Raw genomic sequence first — 25,555 nt, forward strand, 5'->3', positions numbered from 1 at the left:
GACAGCACGATCGGCTCGACCCGCACGCCCTGCCGATCGGCTTCCTTGTTGAGCGCGAACAGAATCGATTTCAGCACTGCTTCGTCCCCGCTGTTGCGGAAACCGTAGTAGCCCGAAAGAACTAATCGGAACGTTTGGCCGTAACCCGAAGCGTCCATGCTTTCCATACTCCTTCCGCAAGCTGCCAGACCGCTATGAGGCACAGCCCGATGATGGCGCCGAGACCCAGGCCGAGCAGCACCCGAACGAGGGATATGGCAATCGGCGTATGGATATGAGAAAAGGTCCCGACAATCGACAATTGACCCATGGCAGCTATAATCATGAATACCCACGCCGCCCGGTAGCGAAGCGACAAGAACAGTCCTAACAGAAAGAGCGGATGGGCGATTAGAAATTCTTTCGTTCTGGGTCGTACGCCGAAGGTGTTTTCCAGCAGATTGCGGAACACCAGCTCGAGCGACGAGGCTTGGCCGGTGTTGCCCGTACGCGACAGATAATAGAGACCGACAACGCCGATGACGGCTGCCGCTGCCACCCATAGAACCGTAATCTGCAGACGCAGCAACTTCCGGAAATTATCCCATACCGATCGGCCCGTGTACAGAAAGACATAAAGGGCCGTCAAAGCGATCGGAGCCAATGCCAACAGGCCGACCCCGCGGAATTGCTGAAGCAACAGCATATAGGTAATATTGTTGAGCAGACCGAACACCAATGCCGCTCCCATAAGCGAGATAACGGCGGTTACCGCATACAGGCCGAGCGCCGAGATGAGACGCTTGCCGGCCGGCATGCCGTCGAACATCCATTGGCCGCCGAACAGCCGGTCGGAGCGAGCGGCGGCCGCCTCAGTTGAAGCCTCGTTCCAGCCGCCTACCGTCCTCCGGTTGCCCTCGGTATGGGCGCGAACGCGGCTCAGCGCCCAGATGACCGCCAGCGTCGGCGCGGCGATCGCCGCGCCGAGCGCAAGCGCCTGCTCCAGGAGCGCCGTGTCAAGGAGGTATAAGCCTGCGCTTCCCATAAGGCCAAGCAGCAGGGCCGGCAGCAGCAAAGCAGGCGCGAACGTGCCGACCAGCAGGGCGATTATGGCAATTGCCCCTGCGGCTACGACCGCCCTGAGCGCTTTCTGCCAGCCGGCATAATCGTACTCGAACGGCTTGGCCGAGCCCGTCTTGAACCCGGCATCCGCCAGCTTGGCGACCGCTCCCCGCTCGTCCTCCGAGCCGCCGATCGCAGCGTACAGATTGTCGAGCGGATCGAGGATGCCCGCCTTGTTGATGCTGCGAATCGGCGAGCCGTTGAGGAAGAACAGCCGGATGTTCCGATCCTTGGCGGCCAGCACGAAGCGGTCCGAGATCGTCGCGGGACTTAAAGCCGCGCTGTCGGCTTCCGACAATGAGTATAAACGGGCCGCGTTATAATCGGTGAGATAAGCCAGCTTGTCCAAGCCGAATTGCGGGACGCTTATATTTTCGATCGTCGCGACGCCGATATTGTACTTCTTTAGAAGCAACGCCAAATGATCGAGACTTTTGAGCTTCGCCTGATCGCCGAATCCCGTTACCTGTTCGCCGTCAAACAGGATTCGTTTCACGCCAAGCTCGGCGAACCGCCGCATCATGGCTTCCATCTCGACCGCATTATAAGGCCTCATGCGGTCCGAGAGCCTCGGCAAAATTTGAAAGCCGGCGCGCTTCAGCTGCTCCAGGGCGATCGGATCGGGCATCATCGGCCTGACGGCGGCATTCTCGACCGGCGTTTCCAGCACGAGCCCCGCTCGTCCGCCGAACGACCAGTCCCGAACGGCGACCTGGATTGGGGCGAACGCCTTGCGTATGAGCGGCTCGATCGCCTTACGGCTGGCGTCATCCGCAAACAGCACATACGTAAAATTCTCGTTGACCGGCGCCGGTTTCCCGTACAACGCGGCCGCTTGCGCCGAGCTGTACACCGTCAGGCGGCCGGCCCAGCTCAGCTCCTCGAACGTTCCTTCATACACGGCCATCGTCGTGATGCCGCGTTCCTTCATCTTTACCAATTCGCCCCGAATAAAATCTTGCGGGCGTGCTTTATAGGCTGAAATCGTCACAAGGTCGCGGTAATCGAAGACGAATTCGACCTCCCGCGAGGTTTGCTCCACCCCGTGCCTTGCAAAGCCGAGCGGCAGCGCAGCAAGCACGCCGATGACCGTCACCGCCCAGAGCAGGCTCCGGACGCGACGGTTCCATTGTCGATAGGTCGCAAGCAAGCTGTCCACTCCTTAACTTCTATTGTCCACACGCGCCATGACTTCTCTCGCCAGCTTGGCGATGGCCTCGTCCGCTCCTGCCGCCGAATTGCCGCGCACGGCGAAATACACTTTGATTTTCGGCTCCGTGCCCGACGGCCTCAGGCAGAACCAGGAGCCGTCAGCCAGCATATATTTCAGAACGTTTTCGGGCGGCAGACCGTCAAGTCCCAACGAATAATCGAGCACCTGCTCGACCTTGACACCCGCAAGCTCGGCCGGCGGGTTGCCGCGCCAATCCTCCATAATCGCGCCGATCTGCCGCACACCGTCTATGCCTTTCAGCGTACGCGATTCGAGATGCTCCCTGTACGTTCCGAATTGCGCATACAGCTCCAGGAGCACTTCGTATAACGTCTTGCCCTTGCTCTTATGATAAGCCGCCGCTTCACAGATCAGCATCGACGCGATAACCGCGTCCTTGTCTCGCGCATACGTTCCCGCAAGGTAACCGTAGCTTTCCTCATAGCCGAAAATATAGGTGTGCTGGCCGGTCCGCTCGTATTCGCTCATTTTCTCGCCGATATACTTGAAGCCCGTCAGCGTGTTGACGACCTCGGCGCCGTAATGAACCGCGATGTCGGCCCCCATCTCGCTCGTCACGATCGTCTTTACCACAACGCCGTTGGAAGGCAGCGTCCCGCGCTCCTTGCGCTGGCTCAGCACATAATGCACCATGAGTGCCCCCGATTGGTTGCCGCTCAGCACGACATATTCGCCTTCCTGATTTTTAACGACGGCTCCCATCCGGTCGCAGTCCGGATCCGTCCCGATCACGATGTCGGCGTCATGCTTCTTGGCCAGTTCAAGCGCCAGCGCGAACGCGTCCCGCTCCTCCGGATTCGGCGATTGGACCGTCGAGAAGTATCCGTCCGGCTGCTCCTGCTCGGGCACGACCAGCACATTTCCGAATCCCGCCTGCGCGAGCACATTTCGCACCGGCAGATTACCCGAGCCGTGGAGCGGCGTGAACACAACGGTCAGCGCGTCGCCGGCGCCGCTCCGCAGCAGCTCCGGATTAAGGCTTTCCGCCACAACGGTATCGAGGTAAGCCTGGTCTTCCTTTTCGCCGAGCCAGCGAATGAGGCCTTTCGCTTCCGCCTCCTCTTGCGATATGCGGCGCACGTCCGCAAAGCTCTCGATACGCTGAATGCTTGCGATAACCTGCTCGGCGTCGGCCGGCACCAATTGTCCCCCGTCCGCCCCGTACACCTTATACCCGTTATACTCCGGCGGATTATGGCTTGCCGTTACGACGATACCGCCGTCCGCTCCAAGCGCGCGTACCGTATACGAAAGCTGCGGAGTCGGCCGGAGGCTTGTCCATAGATAAGCGGTGATGCCGTTCGCCGCGAGCACCGAAGCCGCGACCAGCGAAAATTCCGGTGAATGGTTGCGCGAATCGTGCGCGATGACGACCGACGGCTTCTCCTTGCGGCCAAGCAGCCAATTCGCGAGCCCTTGCGTTGCCATGCCCACGGTAAAGGCGTTCATCCGATTCGTGCCCGCGCCCATCACGCCGCGCAGTCCGCCCGTACCGAATTCAAGCTCCTTGTAGAACCTGTCGGCGATCTCCTTCTCATCTCCGGCGATGCCCGCCAGTTCCTTCTTGGTCGCCTCGTCAATCAGCGCGTCTTTCATCCATGCCTGATAACGTTTCATTACGGCAGGTTCCATCGCCATTCGCCATCCAACCCCTTCTCAATTGTATGATGTCCGCAAAGCGATACATAATATATTGTATACAGGCAGCTTTACTAAGGTTTACCGAGGATTGGCAAGCGCGAACATCATTTCCCCTTCGCATACCACTGTATCGCCGACCTTGGCCGTCGCCCGCCCTTTGCCGATCATCCCTTTCAGACGGGTGATTTCAACGGACAGCGTGAGCGTATCGCCAGGAGTGACCTGCCCGCGGAATCGCCAATTGTCTATGCCCGCAAACATCGCGATCTTGCCTTTATTGGCTTCCACCATCAGAATGGCCACAGCGCCGACCTGCGCCAGCGCCTCGACGATCAACACCCCCGGCATGACCGGGAAGCCCGGAAAATGACCAGCAAAAAACGGTTCGTTCATCGTTACGTTTTTCAATCCCACGGCGCGGACGCCGGCTTCGGCCTCCAAAATCCGGTCGATCAGCAAAAAAGGCTGCCGATGCGGAATAATCGCCTGAATTTCGTTAATATCCATCATTGGTTATTTGCTCCTTCACTCCAGCTTGGTATAAAACCGCCTTGATTCAGAAACCATAATAATATCCTTCATGCGCTGCAGGTCATGGAGGTTGAGATAAGGGAGCCCGTCAGGCGGAGTCGAAGCATTCCGCGATGGGCTCCTTTTCGGCGCAAAGCGCCGCGCCCCGCCAGCGCCAGCATCGTCTTGTCTGCGTCATGAGCATACTCGGCAGATTCAACGTCCCCTCTGCCCTTCTCTTTGCATGGAGCCATCATCCAAGTTCCCCAATCATTATACCTCTACACTCTGAAAAAAAAAACTGCCGCAGGCCCAGGAGGCGCCGCGCGGCAGCTAGGTTTAACCGCAAATAAAAAAGCCGTTCCGGCAGGAACGGCGGGTGTTACCCTAAGTTTAACAGGCGGACTCAGGATTCCGAGAAAACCAGATCGTACATATGTTTCCAGGTCCCCCATTGCCACACATCTTCGGCCGGCGCTTTGCCCAGGATGACATAACCGACATACAAGCCGCCAAGCAACGCGGCAACGCAAAGTGCGGGCACAAGACAGAAACGCAGGATACGAAGCGCGATACGCAGAGCAGCGGGCCGGCGGCGGGAAGCTTCCCCTGCTGTGCGCTGAATCTCTTCAGCAGTTTCAGAAGGCTGTTTTTTCATGGCATTCATCAAGAGCGCAGGTTGTTCGCAAGCTGCATCATCGTGTCGCTGGACGATAGCGCCCTTGCACTCATTTGGTAGGCCCGCTGCACGATCATGAGCTCGGACATCTCTTTGCCCAGCTCGACGTTCGACTGTTCCAGATAACCCTGCATTAGCCGGACGTCGTTGCCTTCCCCCGGAACGACCCTGCGTACGACTTCACCCTGATTAAGTCCCTGTGCCACAACGAACAGGTTGTCCGCTACAGGCGAGAGCACGCTCGGTTTAATGGGCTGCACCAGCTTTAAACGCCCGAGATTCCGGACGTCGAAGCCGTCTTTCGAGACGGCCTGAATGCCGCCGTAAGCATCGATCCGCATCGAGTAACCGTCGGGGATGACCACCTGGCTGTCTCCCGCCGCCGTTTCGGCGATTACCGGATAACCGTCCGCGTTCGTAAGGACCGCATCATTATTCTCGTTCAGCGTCATTTGAAAAGCGCCGTTGCGCGTAAAGGCGCGGTTGCCCAAATCGTCGACAGCCACTTCAAACATGGCGCTGCCTTGGATGGCAATGTCATTCAAATTATCGGAACGCTGGATCGGTCCCTGCGACAAATCCGGCTGAACAAGCACCATTCGCGAGCCCCAGCCGACATTGAAACCCATCGGAGTCAAACGACCCGGCTGTTCAAAAGCGTCCTGCTGCCGCTTCATATTCGTTAAAAGGTCCTCGAAGGTGGCGTCTTTCCGCTTATAGCCCGCTGTGTTGGCGTTGGCGATATTGTCGGCAAGCAGGTCCAGCTTTTGTTGGAGCCCCCCCATGGAGACCATCGCATTAATCATCGAGCTGTTCATCGAACCGGCTCCTTTCTCGTGCGAAATCAGATGCGCCCGATTTCGGTTACCGCTTTTCTTAGGCTTTCATCATAATATTGTACCATTTTTTGATTGGATTCGTAAGCGCGCAATGCGGACATCAAATCAACCATCGATTGAGCCGAATCGATATTGGACCGTTCGATAAAGCCTTGACGCACCTCAAACCGGTCATTTGCGTTGACCGGCCTTACCGGAGAGTTCGGGTCATCCAGCCGGAACTTGCTGTTCCCTTCGCGGACCAGTCTGTTCGGGTTCTCCACGAGCGAGATGAGCAGCTGCCGGCCGGTATCGAGACCTGTTCGGCTGTCGACGAACCGCTGTCCGCGGGTAAGCGTCAGATTTTCAATAGCCGTTCCCGGCTCAAACTGAATCGGCGCGTTATTGGTACCGAGCACGAACGAACCGTCTGACGTGACGAGGAAACCTTCCTCGTTCAATGTAAACGTGCCGTCACGGGAATATCTCTCCTGGCCGTTCCGATCCTGTATAGTAAAGAATGCCTGCGGCTGGAACGTAACGTCCCCGTTCGCCGCAACCGCTTTGCCCGAGTCGTCGAACGTCAGGCCCGGCACCTCGATGTCGGACATGATCGCGAAGTCGGAGGCCCGTCCGGTATCGGACAGATCTCCCTGCGCATAGATAGAAAGACTTTCCTCCGCAAATACGCCGGTATTCAAGATCCCGATGGGCTTGGACTTGTCCCCTTCGGCGCCGGTCAGACTGAGAAGCATGTCCGGAAACGAACGGGAGATTGCATTTACCTGCTTAAAGCCAGGCGTATTGGCGTTGGAAATATTGTTGGTAACCGTATCATGCCGCCGCTGCTGGGTGATCATGCCCGCTGCTGCGGTATAAAGTCCGCGTAACATAGCAATTCTCCTTACGCTTGTCCGATTTTTCGTGTCTATCTATCATCGGTTTGGCTGCGCCTCTGGTTTATAGGTCTTGCGCCCTGCCTTTTGCCGCAGCCGGCCCTGCCGACGCGTTCCCCCAAACGCTCGGCTCCCGGGCCGGCTATCGCAATTTCTTGCCGCTGACCTTGTCCAGGTTGTCAAGCATCATTCCCGTTCCCTTGACAACGCAGTGCATCGGATCCTCCGCAATGATCACGGGGACCCTTAATTCCTCGGACATAAGGGCGTCCAGACCGTCCAACAACGCTCCCCCGCCGGTCAGCGTGACGCCCCGGTCGATTATGTCCGCCGACAGCTCGGGAGGCGTGCGTTCGAGCACGGCCTTAGCCCCTTGAATGATCGCTGTCACGGAGTCCCACAGCGCTTCCCGGACCTCCGCCGAGCGAAAGTTGACGGTGATCGGCAAACCCGTCACCATATCGCGTCCGCGAATATCCATCGATTCCTTGCGCCCCTCCGGGTATACCGTGCCGATCTTCAGCTTGATCTCTTCACTCGTGCGTTCGCCGATCAGAAGCTTGTACTTATTTTTAATATATTTCATGATTTCGGCATCGAATCGGTTTCCCGCCACCTTGATAGATGAAGCGGTCACCACGTCGCCCATTGACAGCACCGCGACATCGGTCGTTCCGCCGCCGATATCGACCACCATATTGCCGCTGGGCTGGAATATGTCCATTCCAGCCCCTATTGCGGCCGCCTTCGGCTCCTCTTCCAAATAGACCTCGCGGGCTCCGCTCCGTTCCGCCGCTTCCCGAATCGCTTTCTGTTCGACGGACGTGATGTTGGTCGGCGCGCAGATCAGAATACGGGGACGGCTGAACCAAGTCCGGCCGCCCACGCGTTCGATAAATGCCTTAAGCATCAATTCCGTAATTTCGAAATCCGCGATGACGCCGTCTTTAAGCGGCCGAATCGCCACGATGTTGCCGGGAGTCCTTCCGACCATCCGGTGAGCCTCTTCACCTACCGCCAATACCCGTCTCGAATCGCTTTCGATCGCAACGACCGAAGGCTCATCCAGTACGACTCCCCTTCCCTTCACATGAATGGATACGTTGGCCGTACCGAGATCGATTCCGATGTCTTTGCTCAGCATATGTCGCAAGTCCTCCAGCAAATAGTGAGATACGCGGCCAACGCCGCTCCGCCATCCATAAAATACATGATCAACATATTCGCCGTCTTTGACGAATTTCCTCTATTTTTGTAGAAAAATAATCAGCTTTTTCCGGCCGTCAACACTTCCCGTTTTTTGCCGGGAGTTTTTTTGTATTTGATTTTAGTCGCCTCTCCTCCCCTTAAATGGCGAATCGATTTGTGGTACTCGAGAATGTGCTTCACCTGATCAGCCAAATCGGGATTTATCTCCGGCAACCGTTCGGTCAAGTCCTTATGAACCGTGCTTTTTGAAACACCGAACTCTTTTGCGATCGTCCGAACGGTATTTTTCGTTTCCACGATGCATCGACCGATTTTTATCGTCCGTTCCTTGATGTAATCGTGCACGCTCCCGCCTCCCAACTCGAGATAGTTTGGTACATTATATGAGGGGAGCAGGCATATATTCTCTGTAGCCAAGCGTGACAAGCCTGTTCGTACAAATATTTCAGAAACAGAGCGGAACCGATTGCCCGGAAAACGCAAAAAGCGGGGAACATCCCCCGCTTTCCCGCCTACCTAACCGACATGCTCATTGTTCTTCGAGCAGAAGGTTCGGATTAATCGGCTTGCCGTCCTCGCGCACTTCAAAGTGTACATGTACGCCCTGATCCTTCTCAAGCTCGCTGCGTCCCGCTTTCGCGATGATCGTGCCTTGTTTCACTTCGTCGCCCTCGTTGACTTTAATGTCACTGAGGCTTTGGTACACGGTCACCAGGTTGTCGCCATGTGTGATTTCGACCGTATAACCGTTCGTCGGATGCTGCTGGACCGATGTCACCCTGCCGCTCATCGCCGCGACTACATCGAATGCGCCGTTATCCGCTTTCGCAAGATCGACCGCCATATGCGGCGTAAACGTCGTGCCCGAAACCAGCATCGCCTGCTCGCGTTCCGTAGCCGATGCCTCCGCATCATAGAACGGCAGCGACACTTCCACCTGGCTGCGGTCCATGACCGGCCATTGCATCACTTCGTTAAGGTTTGCGACCTGGAGCGTTTCCTCATTCTTCGTGTCGGTCTTTCCGTCTGCGCTGATGTTGACCCCTGCAGGATCGGCGTTCTTGGTTGTCGTCCCGGTACTGTCCGTCCCCTGATAGATCCACATTAACGTTACGATAATTGCCGCCGCTGCCATGAATGCTGCCGGGGATACCCACTTTTTCGACAACATCCTTTTCCATGCCGACGGTGCGACGGTTTCCTGGCCCCGGTTCAATTTGGGGGCGTCTTCGTTTACGTGCTTGTTTTTGTCCTGTTCATTCATTTCTTATCACCTCACTAGCCATTGTTGCCAGATACCCGCTGTTTATACGTGAGGCAATTCATAATTTTATAGCTTCGAAGCTTGTTCGATGCGGACGCCGGTATAGTAGTATTGCAGAATCTGCTCCGCCGTCTTGCCTTCCTTGGCCAATGCGTTCGCGCCCCATTGGCTCATACCGACACCGTGCCCGTAGCCGTAAGTCGTAAAAAAGATCCGGTCCTTCGTTACCTTCCAGGTAAATTGCGAGGAGGGCAAGCCGAGCTTCTCGCGCGTTTCTCTGCCCGTAAAGCTGCGATTCCCGACCGTAAATTCCTTTATACGGCGCCCCTCCGTCAAGCCCGTGACGCGAATTTTCATGCCTTTCTTCCTCTTGACGCCCAGCTTCGCATAAAACTCCTTAAGCGACATCTCGACGGTTTGCTTATAACGGGGAGAGACGTTTTTGTCCCAGGGACTGGGCACGCTGCGCAAATACGGAAGCGGCTGTCCCCAATAATCCTCCGAATTTTCCGTATAGCCGTTGCTTGTGGAAAAAAAAGCCGCTTGAATCGGCTGCCGGTTAAAGGTTACGATGAGACCCTTCGTTTCCTCCACAGCCCGCTCTATGGCTTCTAGTTTCGCTTGCGCATCGGCCGGCCACTGCCTCTCCAGCCTGTCCTTCGAAATATATACCTGGTCTTCCGTCGTATCGGTCACATCATAACGGCTTGTTTTCCCTTCCTCTGCGTTTGACGATGCGTTAAGGCTCAACCTGCGAACGATATAGGTCCTCGCTGCGATCGCCTGTGCTTTCAAGGCCTCAGGCTCGAAGTCCGCGGGCATTTCGCCCGCTACGACTCCCCGCACGTACGCTTCGATCGACACGTCCTCGACCCTCTGTTCACCGCTAACCAATACCGCTACGGTAACGTCATCGATTTGCGACACCGGTTTCGTCTCCGATGATCCGCTTAATCGATCGGTCGGGGACTCGGATGCTGCCAAGGACGAGTTTTCGCTTGTACGGTCCGGGACCGCTTGGTCGGAGACTACCGTTTGCGCGGCTAGCGCTCCCTTTCCTACCGAGCCGCCCCGTGAGACCAATCCCGGGAGCAGCAGCCCGATCGTTAAAAGCGCACCGCAGCCGAACGAAACCCACCAGAGAAGCGCGTTTCCGCTGCGACTTTTTCCGACTTGCCGGCGTCCTCTGCCTCGCCACCTGCTGAGTAATGCCATACCTGCGTCGAGCTCCTTCCGTCTGCGCGATGGATTCCCGAAATCTCTTACCTTCGGATGTACTCCATTCTATGAACGCAATTGCTAGGCTAGAACGCGCCTTAAGCCACGGTACGTTTGAGTCGGAAGTACTGCATGCGCCCGGATTTAAAGTCGCAAGGGCGGGCTGCAGCGCACCCTTTCCCGCGCCTTTTAACCACTATCCCGTCCGCTCATCACGTTTGTATTTTCGGTTACTTTATAGCACTATCCCCTCGAATCATCGGCAAGAGAACGAACTTGCGGCCGCTTTTCCACAAAAAAACCGATAAAAATATTGACTCGCGAACAAATGTTTGGTATTATTTTTATAGAACGTTTGTTCTCTTTTTATGTGGAGGTTCTACATATGGGGAATCTATCCTTTGCTGCTTTTTGTGAGCAGTTCGATAATGAAGAAGCTTGCGTGCAAGCGCTGTGTGAAGCAAGATGGCCGAATGGCTTCGTATGCCCGCGGTGCGATGGCCGCGAAGCGTACATTATTCGCGGCCGCCGTTTACCTTTATACGATTGCAAATCTTGCCGCCACCAGACGTCGGCCACCGCTGGCACCATTATGGAAGGCAGCCGAACCCCTCTAATCAAATGGTTCCGCTCGATGTTTCTTTTTGCTTCGTCCGGAGGAACGAATGCAGTGAGGCTGGCATCCGACATTCATGTGACATATAAAACCGCATGGCTCATTCTGCATAAAATAAGACATGCGGTGACCAACGCAGACAAAAGCCTTCCGCTATCAGGAGCTGTACGCGTCAACACCTCGACCTATGGCAGCAAGCTTAATCCAACCCTCGGCTGTCTTCCAGGCGAACACCCCTTGCTTGCGGGCGCATCTCTCCACCCTGACGGTCATTTTACTTACGTTAAAATGAAGCAAGCGCCTGATTGCTATATTGCCGGCTTGTCGGTAAGCAAATACGGCGGAAAAGCGTTCATTCGTCAGCATGTCGATCCCCAGTCGAAGGATATTGTCTGCATTACCGGCAAATACGATCCCAACCGCTGCCGCCCTTTGCTTGACATATGCAAGCAGGCATACAGATGGCTGAATGATACGTTTCACGGCCTTGGCGCCAAACATCTGCAGGCTTATCTGGACGACTACTGCTTCCGGTTAAATGAATCGCTTCAAGCACGCAATGCCTTCGTTCGTTTGTATCATATGTGCGCCACCAGTGCTGTCATGACTTATAGGTCAATCATTAACCGAGGACCGGCATTTAGTTTCCGTTATCTACCCCCTTCCGTGCCGCCGGGATATGAGGATATACAGCTCCGTCTTCTTGCCTGGAATGCCAAATATGCAAAGGCCAATTAATCTATTCGCCAAGCTGCGCGCCACAACTTGCCGCATGCAGTGTCATCCTAGCCTCGTTTAATCTATACTGGAAGTTTCCCCCTGGCCCCTTAATTAAACGAGAGCCTACGAGATAGACACCGGATTCAGGCGTCCTGGCCTGTTTTATTTGAAGGGGAGTGTAACCCGACTTTTTTCATGACCTATGCCACTTTGCGCGAGGTTTATACGTCTAGTTTATGAGCAGTTTATGAGCAATTTATGAGCAATTTATGAGCAGTTTATGAGCAGTTTATAAGCAGTTTATGAGCTAAGGGGATAGTGGCTAAAAGGCGGCGGGAATACACCCCAGTCGGTTGAAAATGCTGTATAGCAGCCAGATTATAGGGGGATAACGTCAAAAAAGAGAGGACCGTTGTCCTCTCCTTCCCCCATCCCTATTCTCTATCCTTTTATGCCCAGGTTGGTTGAATTTTCATCCGGGCTAATTCTTTATCTCGTGAAAACGCCGCGGCTGTTTCTGCTTCCTGGACCGTGTGAAGGGTCTCCTCCAGGTTCAACTCAATTGCGGCGTTGACTGCAGCAGCCATCTCTTCCGTTTCAACCGGAACAAGCTCTTCACGCCGAATGTCCGCACCCAGTGCCGCAAGCTTCTGCGTAATGTTGACGTAACCGCGGTCAATGTGATGCGTACCCGTGATCTCAGAGATGCCGTCTGCCCGCAAGGCCGCGCAGATCAATGCCGCTCCCGCGCGAAGATCAGTTGCGCATACGTTGGCGCCTTTAAGGTCTGTTCCGCCCGAAACGATTGCCGAACGCCCCTCTACCTTAATTTGACCACGCAGCTTCTTGAATTCTTCGACATGCATAAAACGGTTTTCAAAAACAGTCTCGGTGACAACGCTGCTTCCCTCGGATACCATCAGAAGCGCCATCATCTGGGACTGCATATCGGTCGGGAAACCCGGATGAGGAAGCGTTTTAACGTCAACCGCCTTCAAGCGACGATCGGCCACAACGCGTACGCCGTTCTCCCCTTCTTCAATCGCCACGCCCATCTCCTGCAGCTTGGAGATAACGGGTGCTAGGTGGTCGGCAATCGCATTCTCGATGTACACGTCCCCGCCTGTGATAGCGGCCGCTACCATGTAGGTACCCGCTTCGACCCGATCGGGAATGACGTTGTGGACCGCGCCCTTCATAGCCTCAACGCCTTCGATCCGGATCATGCCCGTACCGGCGCCGCGCACTTTGGCTCCCATCGCGTTCAAGTAATTGGCAAGATCGACAATTTCCGGCTCCTTCGCCGCATTCTCTATCATCGTCGTTCCTTCGGCCAATGTTGCGGCCATCATGATGTTCTGGGTCGCGCCGACACTGGCGACGTCCAAATATATTTTGGCGCCTTTAAGACGTTCACTTGTTTTGCTGGCTTCGATAAACCCATGACCCAGCGTAATTTCCGCGCCCATCGCTTCAAAGCCCTTCAAGTGCTGGTCGATTGGACGAGTGCCGATGGCGCAACCGCCTGGTAGCGAAATACGCGCACGCCCCAAACGAGCCAACAACGGCCCCATCACTAGGAATGAAGCCCTCATTTTTCGCACAAACTCATATGGTGCTTCAACAGCATGAATCGTGGACGCGTCGATGCGAGCCGTGTCGGTATCGAACGTGATGGTCGCGCCCAAAGACGCTAATACCTGGTGAAGAGTAATAACATCGTCCAAAAGAGGAACATCAATCAATACACTTTCGCCTTCTTGAGCCAATAAAGATGCCGCAAGTATCGGGAGTACGGAATTTTTTGCTCCGTTAACCCTTACCGTACCCGATAGTCGCTGACCACCGCGGACGATTATTTTACTCATCTTTGGTCCCCCCGCGTGCTGTAATTTCCATTTCACATCTTAACATTTCCTTACACAAATCGACAAGAGATATTTTTAAATTTGCTAAGCTTGCCGATAAATGGTTACATAACGACCATAAATTAGTAACGTACCTTACACTTTTCGTCTGCCCTCGCGTTTTTCAGTCCGTCATGTATTACCATTGTTGACTTTTTTGGCCCGGCTTATTCGACAAGGTAGCGAAGCATCTGAGACCAGTTCAGGTAGTCCAGAATAAAAGTCGCGAAGGCGTGACCGAGTATGATCGCGAGCATTACTAGCAGCATTTTGGCTCGCGGGCTATTGGGCCGTTTGAGGAAGGCTTCCGGCTTCAGCTCCTGCAGGACCACCCAAGCCAAATAAATGCTTAATAACGTAACGGCTATGGATAATAGTCCGTTGAATCCGAGCGAAGCGAATTCCATCTGCGTTCCTTCAATCCTTTCATATGAGCGTATATCCGGCTCCAATCGCACCGCCGAAGCCCCAATCATTTGGTTCGTTCGGGTCGACCTAGCGGGTCTGCACAATCAGGCTCAGCTTGTAAGTTCCCGTTACCGGGCTAGCTTCCGCCGCAGACGCATTATGTACCCGAATGTAATATTTACTGCCTGGCGTCACCGTTATCGCCGGAGAACGTTCGCTCTCCCCGTCGCCGAAATCATCCACATCGATTTCCGCGTCTCCGGCTTTTTGTATGGTGAACGCCGGATCGATCCGGACAGTGTCGCTCTGAAGCACAATCTTGAAAGTGCCCCCTTGTGTGAACGATACGGTGTACCAATCCTTGTCTCCGGTATGATGGAAGCTGCCCGTGACCGCTTGCGACTGCGGCGCCAACGTAAAGGCCTCATCGAATTTGTCGTTTGGTTCGTAGTCGTCTTCTGCCATAAGGAATTCGGCCGTCAGCAAATAAGGAATGATTTCTTTCCGATTAACGTCAACTAACTGCACATCTATATAGTTTACGCCTTTCTTCACCTTCCATTCGACGGTCTTATTACCTATCTTAACGTCCGTCCCTCTCTGCATCCGCTGCCCGTCATAACGGCTGATGCGAACGGGCAGCGGCTTGCCAAGGGGTATAAGGCTTTGATAACGTACGACTAAAGTCCCGTCGTAGGGTGCGTTGACGCGGTACCAATCACGATCCGCGCCGCCGCTCAACGCAGCTGCATTACGGTCGTTCAACGGCAGCTTCCCTGCTTTGTCCCGGCTGTTGTTCGGCTCGAACGCATCAACTTTCAACTTCGCCGTAAGTGCCGAATCAAGCTGCAGCAGCCCGTATCCGCTGCGGTCATCCCGACCGGCCGTGCCGATATCCTTGGCCGTCTGCTTAAGCAGCTCCTGCACCTGGTAAGGCTTCAATTTCGGATATTTCATCCAAACCAAGGCGGCTGCAGCTGCGGCTTGCGGGGCAGCCATTGAAGTGCCTTCTTGACTTTTATATCCGCCGCCCAGAGCCGTCGTGTACACCCGCCATGAAGCGGCCACGTCGATTTCGGGTCCGGGGTTCGAACGCATCTCCGGCGCGCCGCTCGCCGTTGCGCCAGCCACGGCAAGCACGGTCGGATAAGCTGCCGGATATTTAACTGCGACTTTGCTGCTAAGCTCTTTGCCGTCATTGCCGCCTGCCGCGACCAGAAGCACGCCTTTGCTTTCGGCGTATTGAACGATATCCCGCATGTAAGGTGAATAACGGTACAGGCCGACCGATAATACGACGATTTGGGCTCCATGGTTGACGGCGTACAAGATCGCTTCTCCGAGCCGGTCTTCCTCTCCATACCCCTGACTGTCCAGTGCCTTGATCGGCATGATGCCGGCCTTCCAAAGAATGCCGGCCGTCCCAATCCGGTTGTCGCCGACAGCGGCTACTACGCCTGCCACATTCGTACCGTGGCCGTTATCGTCCTCAGGAGGTTTGCCGGGCTGCACCAGATTCGTTCCTCCGACCAGGTTTCCCTGCAGGTCGGGATGATCCAAATCGACGCCGGTATCGACAAGCGCGATCGTGATGTTCGACCGCTTGTTTGCCAGCGTCCACGCCTTGTCCGCACGGATTTGCCGCAAATACACCTGTTTGCCCAGCTCCGGATCGTTAGGCTCATTGGCGGTCAACAGCCTCACCGTCCCGTTCGGTTGTACATATTCGACTCCGTCCGTGGTCTGAAGCTGTGCAAGCCATAACCCAGGGTCGAGACCCGGATCAGGTCTTACGATATCCACGTTCGCTTGCTCTTGGCGGTGCAGCACCGTTGTACCGGGCAGCTTGCGGGCCTCCCCGGCTTTCGTCCATTTCAGCAGCCAGCTTTGCGACGGCTCCGACGGCGCGACTGCTGCAACTTCCGAGTGTCTCAGCATGCCCCGTGATGCCGACGGAGGGATCAGCAGCGTCGCCGCAAGCAAAAGAAACGCAAGTCCTCTAACGCTTGCTGCCGCCCTATGACCTAGAGGAGCTCGGCGTTTTTCCGCTTTATTCAGTTGTTCTGACGTCATGAACGATAATGCGAAACGAAAAATATTTTTCATTCTAATCAGCCTTTAACCGTTGGATTCCTGTATGAAACGATTCGCGATTTGGATAGGGCTTTCCTGTAAGGATTCATAAGAGGGGAATAAAGTCCTGGTTATAACTATTATACGAAATGCGGCCCCGGTTTAACTATAATGTTTTCTAAATTTATGAAGGCGGTGCGGACAAGGAAGAAGCGGAAGCCAGCCCCGCCCGGGACCGGCTTCCGCTATAAGGGATACCAGCAGCTTTATTGCAGAATGAATAAATCTGCTGGCAGCGAAACGATATCCTGAATCCAACTCATCAACGGATTCGGGAACAAGCCGAGTGCGAGCGTAGCCGCTGCGCAGATCCACAACGTCAACCCGGCCGAAAACGGCATGCGGATCGGCTCCCCGGTATCGCCCGTCCGGAGAAACATCTGACGGATAATCGAGAAATAGAAGTAATAAGAAATGACGCTTGTCACAATCATAATGGCGGCCAGCCAATAGTCCTCGCGGCCAGCCGCGCCAAGCAGGATGAACAGCTTTCCGAAAAACCCGCCTGAAACCGGCAACCCCGCAAGGGAGAGCAGCAGAATGACCATTGCGGCAGCCGTCCATGGCGCCCTGTAGTACAATCCCGCATATCCCTTCAGCTCATCGTGGCCTGCCGAGCGTCCGACGACCGACAATACCGCGAAAGCCCCGATATTCATGAAAACATAAGCGATGAAATAAAACGCAAATTCGCTGATATTGCTCGTATGCAGCGGGGTCATGCCAACCGCAATCGGGACGAGCAAATAACCCGCATTCGCCACGCCTGACAAAGCCAGCAACCGCTTCAGATTGCGCTGCCGGAGCGCGGCCGTCGTGCCGACGATCATCGCCGACGCGGCCAGCGCCTTCAGCGCAAACAGCATATCCGGACCGAATTGGCTCGTTCCTTGCCCGGTAAACATCGCGGTCTGGAACAGAACCGTCGTAAACAAGAGACGCAGCAGCGCCGCCAGCGCGGCACCCTTGGAGACGACGGCCAGAAAAGCTGTCACCGGCACAGGAGCGCCTTGATAAACGTCCGGCGCCCATGCGTGGAAGGGAGCAGCGGCGATTTTGATGGCGAACCCCCCGATTATGAAGAAGAAGCCCAGATAGATCAACGCTTCGTAGTCGGCAAGGGCAGGACCCAGCGCCGCCCCGATGCCGCCAAAGTTGGTCGTTCCCGTGACCCCGTATATATAGGACATGCCGAACAGGATAAACGCCGAAGAAATGCCACCGAGCACGATGTACTTAAACGCCGCCTCGGAGGACTTCACAGAGCGTTTGCGGATGCCTGCCAATACATAGGTGGATATACTGAGCAGCTCCAGCCCGACGTACAGGGTGACGAGATCCGCAGTCGAGGCCAGCATCAATGCTCCCGCAACCGCAGGCAGCAGAAGCGTGTAGACCTCGCCTTTGTCCGTGATCGCGTCGTCGCGTTTAATCGATTGGATGCCCATAAGAATAATGAGCGCTGTTGCCGTCAACAGGGTAATTTTGAGTATATTGGCCAGGTCGTCCACCCGATAGCTGTCGCCCAGCAGCCGGACAACGTCCGTACCCGCCGAGCCGTCTGGCGGATTCATCTGCAGCATTTGCAGGACGACGAAGAAGAGAGACAGCACGACGCCTGCAAGCGACAGCCAGCCGATGAAGCCGCGGCTGAGCTTGTTCGGCATCGCAAGATCCAGCAGGGTGATGAGGATAGCCATTGCCACCAGCGTCACTTCCGGGAGCAGATAAGCCGCATCGTTCCATGTCAATCCTGTTAAAATTTGCGTCTGGTCCATGCGCCTACCCCCCTACCCTGGAATTCAATTGTTCAAAAAGCCGATCAAAGCCGTGTTGCATCGAATCGGTCAGAATCGACGGATAAACGCCCAGCAGCAGAATAAACGCCAGCAGCGCGATCATCGGAACCGCTTCGATCAAGCGGGCGTCATTCAGCGCGGCATAACGCTCCGACATCGGGCCGAATGTGATTTTCAGCACACTCCTAAGCACATAAACGGCCGTCAGTATGACGCCGACCGCCGCGATGGCCGTCACGCCTTTCATCGAATCAAACAAGCCGAGGAACGCGAGAAACTCGCCGACAAAGCCGGACAAGCCGGGAAGACCGAGCGATGCCATTCCTGCGGTCAGCAGAACGCCGCTCATGAACGGCAGCGCGCGGGCGAGACCGCCCAACTCCCGCAGATCGGTCGTGCCGGTTCGTTCGTACAGGCTGCCTACGATGAGGAACAGCAGCGCGGAGATCAAGCCGTGGGACACAAGCTGGAACACGGCGCCCTGAAGTCCGATCTGGTTCAACGAAGCGATGCCCAGCAGCACAATGCCCATATGACTGATCGAGGAGTAGGCAAGCACCAGCTTGAATTCATTCTGGACGAAAGCCGTTATGGCCCCGTATAAAATATTCGCCACGCCCAGCAGCGCAATGACGTACGCCGCGTCATCCGCCTGCTGCGGGAATAGAAATACGCCGAAACGAAGCAGGCCGTAGGCGCCCATTTTAAGCAGCACGCCCGAATGAATCATGACGACCGACGGCGGAGCCTCGGCATGGACGCGCAGCATCCAGGTATGAAACGGCAGCACCGGCAGCTTGATCGCAAAGGCGACAAAAATCAGGATGAACACCAGCCAGCGCATGCCCTCCGACATGAAAAACGGATTGCTTCCATTGGCTTGTGCATCCGGAATATTGACGTAGGCGGCAGGATCGGCAAGGTTGGCCATGATCGTTTCATAATTGCCGCTGTAGACAAGCCGCATTGCCTCCCCGTCCGGAACGGACTGGAAGCCGGCCGTAACGATCAGCAGCACGAACGCGATCAGCATGATCGCCGAGCCGAGGCCGTTATAGATCAGGAACGTGTTCGCGGCCTTTTCCCGGTTGAACAAGCCCCAGATGCCGATCAGGAAAAACAGTGAGATGAGCGTCAGTTCGAAAAACAGGAAGAACAATACGAGATCGCGGGCCATAAAGACGCCGAGCATACCCGTTTCAAGCAGGAGAAACCAGATATAGAAAGCTTTCCAGCGCTTGTTGATATGCACCGATGCGAATGCGGCCATCGTCGCCACCAGCGCTGCCAGCACGATCAGCGGAAGCGACAGCCCGTCCGCAGCCAAGTAGTACTGGAACTCATAGACATACGAAGCTACACCGTTCAGCGCTTCGCTGTTGAGAGCGGCTGTGATCCAAGGCGTCTGCTCGACGAATATACCGCCGGCCTGCGCACTCGGATCATATTGCGCAAACAGCCATAGAGACACGACAAGCGGCACGAGTGTCGTCAGAATCGCCGCGGTTCTTAGCGCCCGGCTGTTCGCTTTAGGCAGAAAGAGCAGCACCAGTATGCCGACCAGAGGCGAGAAGGTAAGCACGGTTAACCAAGGGATCTGTTCGGGCATTACCAAAACCTCCTTCCGGCAATCGCGAGGATGAGCGCCAGCAATCCGATAACGGTCCACAAGCCATAGGTCTGCACTTGGCCATTCTGCATGCGTGTGCCTGCCCGTCCCGCCCATACCGCCGCTCCGCTTATGAGCCGCACCGCGCCCCCTACGATGTAGGTGTCGAATGCGTCAAGCGCACGGCCGCTTGCACGCAAGCCCACCGTAAAAACGGCATGGTAAAGCTCATCGATATAATATTTCCGCTCCAGCAGCCGGACCAGCCACGGGGCTCTGGACGATATGAAATCGCGGGGAATCGCACCTTTAACGTATATCAACCACCCGAGATAGATGCCGAGCAGTCCGATTGCCGTCGATACGACCAGCACCAGCCCGCTGCCGCTATGCGCGGCCTCTTCTCCCGTCAACCATGCTCCCAGACGGCCCATGCCCGCCCAAGGAAGCTCGACGAAGCCCGACAGCGCGGCGAACGCAGCCAACACAACGAGCGGAATGGTCATGACGGCCGGAGATTCATGCGCCTTGCCTGCGGCCCCCGATTTACCCGCGAACACAAGAAAGTACAAGCGGGCCATATACAAGGCCGTGAAGAATGCTGTCAGGATCCCGACAGCGAACAGAAACGGATTTTTGTCGAGCGCCACGGCAAGAATTGCATCCTTCGACCAGAAGCCGGAGAACGGCGGAATGCCGGTCAAGGCCAACGCGCCGATGCCGAACGTCCAGGCGGTGATCTTCATTTGGCGGCCCAATCCGCCCATTTCGTGAATGTTCTGCGTGTGTACCGCATGAATGACGCTGCCTGCGCCCAGGAACAGCAGAGCCTTGAAGAACGCATGCGTGAACAGGTGGAAAATGCCGCCCGACAGCGACCCGACGCCTAACGCAAGCATCATATAACCCAGCTGACTTACGGTAGAGTATGCCAGAATACGCTTGATGTCGTTCTGGACGAGTCCGATCGTCGCGGCAAAAAGCGCGGTGAACGCGCCTACGTAGGCGACGGTGTCCATTGCAGCCTGCGACGCCTCGAAAATGCTGTACGTGCGGGCCACGAGGAACACCCCGGCCGCTACCATCGTCGCGGCGTGGATCAGGGCACTGATCGGCGTCGGACCTTCCATCGCGTCCGGAAGCCAGACATGCAGCGGAAACTGTCCGGATTTGCCGGCTGCGCCGACGAAAATCAGAATCGCGATCAGCGTTGTAATGCCTTGCGCAATCGTGCCCGTCTGGCCGAACACATTCTCGATCGCCGCAAAGCTCAGATCATGCTCCGGCATGTACCAGAAGAGCAGCAGCACAGCAATCAGAAGGCCGACGTCGCCGACACGGGTGACGATGAACGCCTTCTTCGCCGCCGCCCTCGCCTCAGGCTTCGTATACCAGAAACCGACGAGCAGGAACGAGCAGACGCCGACAAGCTCCCAGAACATGTACAGGGTCAGGAGATTATCCGACAGCACGAGGCCGAGCATCGAGAACGTGAACAACGCCACATAGCCGAAGAAAACGGTAATGCGCTCGTCCTCTTTCAAATAACCGGCGGAATAAAGATTGACCAGAAACGCGACGACAGATACGACGAACAGCATCAGCGCCGACAGATTCGTAACATCATAACCGGCGTTCAATTGAAAGTCGCCGATCGTGATCCAATCAAAGCTGTAGTTGTACTCTGGCGAATCGCCGTTTGTCATCCGCTCCAATAGCACGAGCACGGACAGAACGAGCGCGGCGAGCGAGCCCAGCATGCCGATCAGCATTCCCGCCGATCGCATGCCGCGGCCGAAAGCCGTCAACACAATAAACGAGACGAGCGGAAAAACCGGGATAAGCCATGCGTACTGCGAATATACGGTAACGGGTTCCATCGCTTACCTCCTCATCTCGTCGTATTCGTCAACATTTATCGTGCCGCGCGCGCGGAACAGCGCGATCAGGATGGCGATGCCGACGGCCACCTCCGCGGCTGCTACCGATATCGTGAACAGCGAGAAAATTTGACCGGTCAGCGACGGGACGACCCCATATTTGGAGAAGGCGACCAGGTTGAGATTGACCGCATTCAGCATCAGCTCGACCGAGATGAGCACGATCACCGCATTCCTTTTCGTCAGCGCGCCGTACAGCCCGATGCAGAAAAGGATCGCGGCCATAGTCAAATAAGACGGCAGCATATCATTCCGCCTCCTTCTTCGCCAGAACGATCGCGCCGATAAACGCGACGGTGAGCAGCACCGACACAAGCTCGAACGGAATGACATATTGGGTAAACAGCAGCTTGCCGATTTCCATCGTGTTGTCTTCGCCCGTCGTCACAGGCGCCGACGGCGCCGGGAAAGCCGTCAGGCGGATCGCGTAGAACATGATGCCGAACAGGCAGAGTGCGCCAATCGCCGAGACGATCTCCTGCACCGGTCTTACCGGCTCCTCCTGCACGGCTTCGTGCTTTGTCATCATAATGCCGAATATCATCAGAATCGAAACGGCGCCCGCGTAAATCAGCACCTGAACGAAGGCGACGAATTCGGCCTCCAGCAAGACGAACATGCCGGCCAGCCCGAGGAAAACAGCCGCCAGTGAGGCTACCATATGGACAACCTTCGTTAAGGTAAGCATCAGAACGGCGCCGCTGATCATGATAGCCGCTAACACGAAAAACGCGACCAGCTCGCCCGTCAGTTCCACGTTGAACATCGGTTATTTGGCGCCCCCTTTTTGCGGCGCGCCGATATTGTTGTTGTCCTTGCGCACGTTTTTATCGTTCCCGCTCAGCCACTCCATGTCCATGAACAGATCGTCGCGGCTGTAGGACGCCAGCTCGAAATTGTTCGTCATCACGATCGCCTCGGTCGGGCAGACCTCGGTGCACAGATCGCACAGGATGCATATTTCGAAGTTGATGTCGTACGTGTCGATGATTTTGCCCTTCTTCTCCGGATCGGGATTCGGCTTGCCGGTCAGCGTGATGCATTCCGTCGGACAGACGCGCGCGCATTGATTGCAGACGATGCATTTGTCCGGCTCGAAATATTGAATCCCCCGAAATCGGTCGGGCATGACGATCGGCTGGTCGGGATAGGAATAGGTGACCTTCTTCGCTGTCATCGACTTGAATGTCACGCCCAGCCCCTTCAATAATCCTTTCATTTCCGTCTCCCCCGTTACCTTTTAATGAAAATCTCCATGTACGCGGCCGTGACGAAAATGTTGAGGATCGCCAGCGGCAGCAGCACCCTCCAGCCGAAGCCCATCAACTGATCGACCCGCACGCGCGGGAATGTGGCGCGCAGCCAGAAGAGGAAAAAGACGATACAGATAAACTTAAGCGCAAACCAGACGATGCCCGGCACGAAGTCGAGAAACGGCGCCGGAGGATGCCAGCCGCCGAGGAACAGCACCGTCATAAGCGATGCGATTGCAAATACGTACACATACTCCGAAAGCATGAAGAAAGCGAAGCGAAAGCCGCTGTATTCGACATGATAGCCGGCGACCAGCTCGGACTCGGCTTCGGGAAGGTCAAACGGCGTACGATTGAGCTCGGAGACGGCCGCGATGACAAACACGGCGAAACCGATAATCTGGGGCAGGAAGTTCCAGTCCCAGAACCAGCCGCCGCCTTGGCCTTCCACAATCGACCGCAGGCTCATGCTGCCCGTCAGCATAACCGTGCCGACGATGGAGATGACGAGCGGCACTTCATAGCTGATCATCTGCGCCGCCGAGCGCATGCCGCCGAGCAGCGCATACTTGTTGTTCGATGCCCAGCCCCCCAGCACGATCGCGAGCGTCGAGATGCCCGACAGCGCCACGTAATACAGCACACCGACGTTCAGGTCGGTAAAATACAGCTTGTTGGTGTACGGAATGACCGCCAGCACCGCAAACGCCGGAATGTAGCATAGCGCAGGAGCCAAAATGAACAGGACCCGATCCGCTTTGCGCGGAATCGTATCTTCCTTCAGCAGCAGCTTCCCGATATCCGCCACCGATTGAAGCAGACCGAGCGGGCCCACCCGGTTCGGTCCTTTGCGGAACTGCATCCATCCGATCACCTTGCGTTCGAAATAGATGGCATACGTCACAAAGCCGAGCACCACGGCCAACATGACCACGGCGAGCAGAAAAAAGATCAGCGCATTGCCCCACGAAAGTGGTTCCAGCAGCCTGTCGCCCATCAGCAATCAACCTCCCCGACGACGATATCGATGCCGCCCAATATGGTGATCAGGTTCGTCATCGTCTGGCCGACCAGCAGCTTCGGCAAAATTTGAAGGTTGACGAACGAAGGACGGCGGAATTTGAGCCGGTAAGGCTCGGCCTTGCCTTTGGACACGATATGGCAGCCGATCTCGCCGCGCGGCGACTCGATGCGCACATACGTCTCGCCGGCGGGAGGTCGGAGGGCGCGCGGCACCTTGCCCATCGTCTCGCCTTCGGAAGGAAATTGCTCCACGGCCTGCTTCAGGATGCGCAGGCTTTGACGAATCTCTTCCATCCGAATCAGATAGCGGTCGTAGCAGTCGCCGTTCGTTCCGGTCGGCACATCGAATTCGAACCGGCTGTAGAGGCTGTAAGGCTCGGTCTTGCGCAGATCCCAATCGACGCCTGTGCAGCGCAGATTCGCGCCCGACAAGCCGTAATCGATCGCGGTCTGCGCATCATACACGCCGACGCCCTTGATCCTGGCCAGGAATATTTCGTTGCCGCTGACGAGGCTATCGTATTCCAGCAGCTTTTTCTCCATATAGGGAATGAAGTCTCGCACCTTGTCGATCCAGCCCGGAGGAGCGTCCCATTTCACGCCGCCTACGCGCATGTAGTTATAGGTGAGACGCGCACCGCTCAGCTCGTTGAACAGATCGATGATGCTTTCGCGATCGCGGAAAGCGAAGAGGAACGGACTCATGGCGCCGATATCGAGCAGATACGTCCCCCACCAGACAAGGTGGCTGGCCACGCGCTGCAGCTCCATCACGATGAGACGCAGAAACTCGGCGCGTTCCGGCACCTCGAGTCCCATCATCGTCTCGACCGCATGGCACAGCACGTAATTGTTCGTCATCGCGGACACATAATCCATCCGGTCCGTATAGGGGATAATTTGCGTATAATTGAGGTTCTCGGCCAGCTTCTCCGTGCCCCGGTGCAGATAGCCCATAACAGGGATCGCCTCGGTGATCACCTCGCCGTCGAGCTTGACGATAATGCGGAAAGCGCCGTGCGTGCTCGGATGCTGAGGACCTACGTTCAGCAGCAGTTCTTCGGTACGGATCACGTCTTTACACCTCCGGATCAAGCGGTACGTAGTCTTTGCGCAGCGGATGGCCGACCCAGTCGTCCGGCATCATGATGCGCCGCAAATCCGGATGGCCCGGAAAATCGATGCCGAGCAGATCGTAGATTTCGCGTTCGTTCCAATTGGCCGTGCTCCACACGGCTGCAACCGAAGGGATCGACGGATGCTCGCGGTCGGTCTTCACCTTCACCGCGAACTCGCGCTTCGTGTCGAGCGAGACAAGATGATAGACGGACTCCAGATGCGTCTCGTAATCGACGCCGGAAACGTTCCGCAAGTAGTTGCAGCCCAGCTTGCCGTGCGATTTCAGCAGCTCGGCGGCAGCCAGCCAATGCTCCGGGCGGATGACGAGCGTCGGCATGTCGCCGTTCAGCTCGTTGATCGACGCCTCCTCAACCGCGTCCGCGTGGACAAGCGTCCTCAGCAGCTCCACCGCCTCGTCGAGCTGCGGCTGCTTGGGCGACGGCGCTTTCGGCTCCGCC

At 56.1% G+C, this 25,555-nt stretch carries 23 protein-coding genes and 1 pseudogene; 1 reads left to right on the forward strand and 23 read right to left on the reverse strand.

Features of this window, described 5'->3' with window-relative positions; genetic code table 11:
* The 11 genes and pseudogenes from BG52_RS15585 to spoIID all read right to left on the reverse strand — a co-directional run.
* Window positions 1–158 (reverse strand): annotated as a pseudogene (locus tag BG52_RS15585) (polysaccharide pyruvyl transferase CsaB); the annotation flags it as partial.
* A complete protein-coding gene (locus tag BG52_RS03275) occupies window positions 122–2,251 on the reverse strand; it encodes a DUF5693 family protein (protein ID WP_036584982.1) in 2,130 nt (709 codons plus the stop codon). The pseudogene BG52_RS15585 and the gene BG52_RS03275, both read right to left, overlap by 37 nt.
* Window positions 2,252–2,263: 12 nt before the next feature.
* Complete coding sequence (locus BG52_RS03280) at window positions 2,264–3,973, reverse strand: phospho-sugar mutase (RefSeq protein WP_036584980.1); 1,710 nt, start codon at window positions 3,971–3,973, stop codon at window positions 2,264–2,266.
* Window positions 3,974–4,054: 81 nt separating this feature from the next.
* Complete coding sequence (fabZ, locus tag BG52_RS03285; protein WP_036584978.1) at window positions 4,055–4,486, reverse strand: 3-hydroxyacyl-ACP dehydratase FabZ; 432 nt, start codon at window positions 4,484–4,486, stop codon at window positions 4,055–4,057.
* A 406-nt stretch (window positions 4,487–4,892) separates the two neighbouring features.
* Entirely contained in the window at window positions 4,893–5,144 is a 252-nt protein-coding gene (locus BG52_RS03290; protein ID WP_081793540.1) for a DNA-directed RNA polymerase subunit beta, read from the reverse strand.
* 8 nt (window positions 5,145–5,152) lie between these two features.
* On the reverse strand, window positions 5,153–5,983 hold the full coding sequence (locus tag BG52_RS03295; protein ID WP_036584976.1) for a flagellar hook-basal body protein: 831 nt from the start codon (window positions 5,981–5,983) through the stop codon (window positions 5,153–5,155).
* Between the two features lie 26 nt (window positions 5,984–6,009).
* Window positions 6,010–6,876: a flagellar hook-basal body protein gene (locus tag BG52_RS03300; RefSeq protein ID WP_036584975.1), complete on the reverse strand. Its 867-nt coding sequence runs from the start codon at window positions 6,874–6,876 to the stop codon at window positions 6,010–6,012.
* Between the two features lie 145 nt (window positions 6,877–7,021).
* Window positions 7,022–8,023, reverse strand: a complete 1,002-nt coding sequence (gene mreB / locus BG52_RS03305; protein WP_036584974.1) for a rod shape-determining protein — start codon at window positions 8,021–8,023, stop codon at window positions 7,022–7,024.
* Between the two features lie 122 nt (window positions 8,024–8,145).
* Window positions 8,146–8,433 carry a sporulation transcriptional regulator SpoIIID gene (gene spoIIID / locus BG52_RS03310; protein ID WP_036584973.1) on the reverse strand — a complete coding sequence of 96 codons (288 nt, stop codon included), beginning with the start codon at window positions 8,431–8,433 and terminating at the stop codon, window positions 8,146–8,148.
* A 184-nt stretch (window positions 8,434–8,617) separates the two neighbouring features.
* Window positions 8,618–9,352 carry a M23 family metallopeptidase gene (locus BG52_RS03315; RefSeq protein WP_036584971.1) on the reverse strand — a complete coding sequence of 245 codons (735 nt, stop codon included), beginning with the start codon at window positions 9,350–9,352 and terminating at the stop codon, window positions 8,618–8,620.
* A gap of 66 nt (window positions 9,353–9,418) precedes the next feature.
* Window positions 9,419–10,567, reverse strand: coding sequence for a stage II sporulation protein D (gene spoIID / locus BG52_RS03320; protein ID WP_036584969.1), 1,149 nt, complete (start codon window positions 10,565–10,567; stop codon window positions 9,419–9,421).
* Window positions 10,568–10,955: 388 nt separating this feature from the next.
* Here spoIID and BG52_RS03325 point away from each other — a divergent pair, with 388 nt between their 5' ends.
* The gene (locus BG52_RS03325) at window positions 10,956–11,924 is read left to right on the forward strand and encodes a transposase (protein WP_051588012.1); all 969 of its coding nucleotides are present in this window, start codon (window positions 10,956–10,958) and stop codon (window positions 11,922–11,924) included.
* A gap of 431 nt (window positions 11,925–12,355) precedes the next feature.
* On the opposite strand, the gene murA is transcribed toward BG52_RS03325, so the two are convergent.
* The 12 genes from murA to BG52_RS03385 all read right to left on the reverse strand — a co-directional run.
* The gene (gene murA / locus BG52_RS03330; protein WP_036584967.1) at window positions 12,356–13,774 is read right to left on the reverse strand and encodes a UDP-N-acetylglucosamine 1-carboxyvinyltransferase; all 1,419 of its coding nucleotides are present in this window, start codon (window positions 13,772–13,774) and stop codon (window positions 12,356–12,358) included.
* 206 nt (window positions 13,775–13,980) lie between these two features.
* Window positions 13,981–14,220: a DUF1146 family protein gene (locus BG52_RS03335; RefSeq protein ID WP_036584965.1), complete on the reverse strand. Its 240-nt coding sequence runs from the start codon at window positions 14,218–14,220 to the stop codon at window positions 13,981–13,983.
* A gap of 88 nt (window positions 14,221–14,308) precedes the next feature.
* Entirely contained in the window at window positions 14,309–16,159 is a 1,851-nt protein-coding gene (locus tag BG52_RS03340) for a S8 family serine peptidase (RefSeq protein ID WP_190287449.1), read from the reverse strand.
* Window positions 16,160–16,560: 401 nt separating this feature from the next.
* Entirely contained in the window at window positions 16,561–18,132 is a 1,572-nt protein-coding gene (locus BG52_RS03345) for an NADH-quinone oxidoreductase subunit N (RefSeq protein WP_036583003.1), read from the reverse strand.
* A gap of 4 nt (window positions 18,133–18,136) precedes the next feature.
* Window positions 18,137–19,762, reverse strand: coding sequence for a complex I subunit 4 family protein (locus BG52_RS03350; RefSeq protein ID WP_036583005.1), 1,626 nt, complete (start codon window positions 19,760–19,762; stop codon window positions 18,137–18,139).
* A complete protein-coding gene (nuoL, locus tag BG52_RS03355) occupies window positions 19,762–21,642 on the reverse strand; it encodes an NADH-quinone oxidoreductase subunit L (protein WP_036583007.1) in 1,881 nt (626 codons plus the stop codon). The genes BG52_RS03350 and nuoL overlap by 1 nt, the downstream gene beginning before the upstream one ends.
* A gap of 3 nt (window positions 21,643–21,645) precedes the next feature.
* The gene (gene nuoK, locus BG52_RS03360) at window positions 21,646–21,948 is read right to left on the reverse strand and encodes an NADH-quinone oxidoreductase subunit NuoK (RefSeq protein ID WP_036583008.1); all 303 of its coding nucleotides are present in this window, start codon (window positions 21,946–21,948) and stop codon (window positions 21,646–21,648) included.
* A gap of 1 nt (window position 21,949) precedes the next feature.
* Window positions 21,950–22,468 (reverse strand): NADH-quinone oxidoreductase subunit J, encoded by a 519-nt coding sequence (locus BG52_RS03365; RefSeq protein WP_036583009.1) that lies wholly within the window; start codon window positions 22,466–22,468, stop codon window positions 21,950–21,952.
* 3 nt (window positions 22,469–22,471) lie between these two features.
* A complete protein-coding gene (gene nuoI / locus BG52_RS03370) occupies window positions 22,472–22,921 on the reverse strand; it encodes an NADH-quinone oxidoreductase subunit NuoI (RefSeq protein ID WP_036583010.1) in 450 nt (149 codons plus the stop codon).
* A gap of 14 nt (window positions 22,922–22,935) precedes the next feature.
* Window positions 22,936–23,952, reverse strand: a complete 1,017-nt coding sequence (gene nuoH / locus BG52_RS03375; RefSeq protein ID WP_036583013.1) for an NADH-quinone oxidoreductase subunit NuoH — start codon at window positions 23,950–23,952, stop codon at window positions 22,936–22,938.
* Window positions 23,952–25,052 carry an NADH-quinone oxidoreductase subunit D gene (locus BG52_RS03380; protein ID WP_036666829.1) on the reverse strand — a complete coding sequence of 367 codons (1,101 nt, stop codon included), beginning with the start codon at window positions 25,050–25,052 and terminating at the stop codon, window positions 23,952–23,954. The genes nuoH and BG52_RS03380 overlap by 1 nt, the downstream gene beginning before the upstream one ends.
* A 4-nt stretch (window positions 25,053–25,056) precedes the next feature.
* Window positions 25,057–25,555: NADH-quinone oxidoreductase subunit C (locus tag BG52_RS03385; protein ID WP_036666830.1), on the reverse strand; the 499-nt coding region annotated here is incomplete at its 5' end.

It is taken from the genome of Paenibacillus darwinianus, assembly GCF_000598065.1.
GTDB classification, from domain to species: Bacteria; Bacillota; Bacilli; order Paenibacillales; family Paenibacillaceae; genus Paenibacillus_I; species Paenibacillus_I darwinianus.

Excerpts from the sequence above, each read along its gene's own strand:
- BG52_RS03280 (WP_036584980.1), bottom strand. The coding sequence starts at position 3,973 with ATGGCGATGGAACCTGCCGTAATGAAACGTTATCAGGCATGGATGAAA.
- fabZ (WP_036584978.1), bottom strand. The coding sequence starts at position 4,486 with ATGATGGATATTAACGAAATTCAGGCGATTATTCCGCATCGGCAGCCT.
- BG52_RS03290 (WP_081793540.1), bottom strand. The coding sequence starts at position 5,144 with ATGAAAAAACAGCCTTCTGAAACTGCTGAAGAGATTCAGCGCACAGCA.
- BG52_RS03295 (WP_036584976.1), bottom strand. The coding sequence starts at position 5,983 with ATGAACAGCTCGATGATTAATGCGATGGTCTCCATGGGGGGGCTCCAA.
- BG52_RS03300 (WP_036584975.1), bottom strand. The coding sequence starts at position 6,876 with ATGTTACGCGGACTTTATACCGCAGCAGCGGGCATGATCACCCAGCAG.
- mreB (WP_036584974.1), bottom strand. The coding sequence starts at position 8,023 with ATGCTGAGCAAAGACATCGGAATCGATCTCGGTACGGCCAACGTATCC.
- BG52_RS03315 (WP_036584971.1), bottom strand. The coding sequence starts at position 9,352 with ATGAATGAACAGGACAAAAACAAGCACGTAAACGAAGACGCCCCCAAA.
- spoIID (WP_036584969.1), bottom strand. The coding sequence starts at position 10,567 with ATGGCATTACTCAGCAGGTGGCGAGGCAGAGGACGCCGGCAAGTCGGA.
- BG52_RS03325 (WP_051588012.1), top strand. The coding sequence starts at position 10,956 with ATGGGGAATCTATCCTTTGCTGCTTTTTGTGAGCAGTTCGATAATGAA.
- murA (WP_036584967.1), bottom strand. The coding sequence starts at position 13,774 with ATGAGTAAAATAATCGTCCGCGGTGGTCAGCGACTATCGGGTACGGTA.
- BG52_RS03335 (WP_036584965.1), bottom strand. The coding sequence starts at position 14,220 with ATGGAATTCGCTTCGCTCGGATTCAACGGACTATTATCCATAGCCGTT.
- BG52_RS03340 (WP_190287449.1), bottom strand. The coding sequence starts at position 16,159 with ATGCTGAGACACTCGGAAGTTGCAGCAGTCGCGCCGTCGGAGCCGTCG.
- BG52_RS03345 (WP_036583003.1), bottom strand. The coding sequence starts at position 18,132 with ATGGACCAGACGCAAATTTTAACAGGATTGACATGGAACGATGCGGCT.
- BG52_RS03350 (WP_036583005.1), bottom strand. The coding sequence starts at position 19,762 with ATGCCCGAACAGATCCCTTGGTTAACCGTGCTTACCTTCTCGCCTCTG.
- nuoL (WP_036583007.1), bottom strand. The coding sequence starts at position 21,642 with ATGGAACCCGTTACCGTATATTCGCAGTACGCATGGCTTATCCCGGTT.
- nuoK (WP_036583008.1), bottom strand. The coding sequence starts at position 21,948 with ATGCTGCCGTCTTATTTGACTATGGCCGCGATCCTTTTCTGCATCGGG.
- BG52_RS03365 (WP_036583009.1), bottom strand. The coding sequence starts at position 22,468 with ATGTTCAACGTGGAACTGACGGGCGAGCTGGTCGCGTTTTTCGTGTTA.
- nuoI (WP_036583010.1), bottom strand. The coding sequence starts at position 22,921 with ATGAAAGGATTATTGAAGGGGCTGGGCGTGACATTCAAGTCGATGACA.
- nuoH (WP_036583013.1), bottom strand. The coding sequence starts at position 23,952 with ATGGGCGACAGGCTGCTGGAACCACTTTCGTGGGGCAATGCGCTGATC.